At 63.9% G+C, this 554-nt stretch carries 1 rRNA gene; it reads left to right on the top strand.

The window, feature by feature from the left end:
* Positions 1-78 (top strand): 5S ribosomal RNA (rrf, locus tag AB4Z38_RS25800); the annotation flags it as partial.
* Positions 79-554 lie beyond the last annotated feature (476 nt).

Below are 554 nucleotides of genomic sequence, written 5' to 3'. Positions count from 1 at the left end.
CCGAACCCGGAAGCTAAGACCCACAGCGCCGATGGTACTGCACCCGGGAGGGTGTGGGAGAGTAGGACACCGCCGGACAACCATTAACGGTCCAGGCCCCGACACCACATGTCGGGGCCTGACCCATTTAACACCCCAGATGTGAGCGGACGTCCGGCCACCCATGACCCGGAAAACCCCAACCCCGGCTCACCTATCAACCGTTGTGGGCGGACGCCGGCTCACCTATCAACGGCCGCGGGCCAACGCCGGCTCACCTATGAACGGCCGCGGGCCAACCCCCGCTCACCTATCAACCGTTGCGGGCGGACGCCCGCTCACATATGACCCGGTTTCCCCCAACCCCCGCTCACCAATGACCCGGAAAACCCCAACGCCGGCTCACCTATGAACGGTTGCGGGCCAACGCCCGGAAATTGTCAAGCTGTGTGGAGTCACTGGGCTAGTTTTTGGGGTGTTTTGGTCTGGGGGAGGTTGATCCCGGCGTGTGTGGCGGGGGCCGGTGTGGTGGGTCGTTGGCGGAATCTTCCTGGGTGTCGTTCGTAGTAGTCCTG

Origin of the sequence: Arthrobacter sp. 2RAF6 (assembly GCF_052115205.1) — a bacterium.
Classification (GTDB): domain Bacteria; phylum Actinomycetota; class Actinomycetes; order Actinomycetales; family Micrococcaceae; genus Arthrobacter.
The sequence above is the reverse complement of the archived record's forward strand: the minus strand, read 5'-3'. Positions and strand labels throughout refer to the sequence as shown.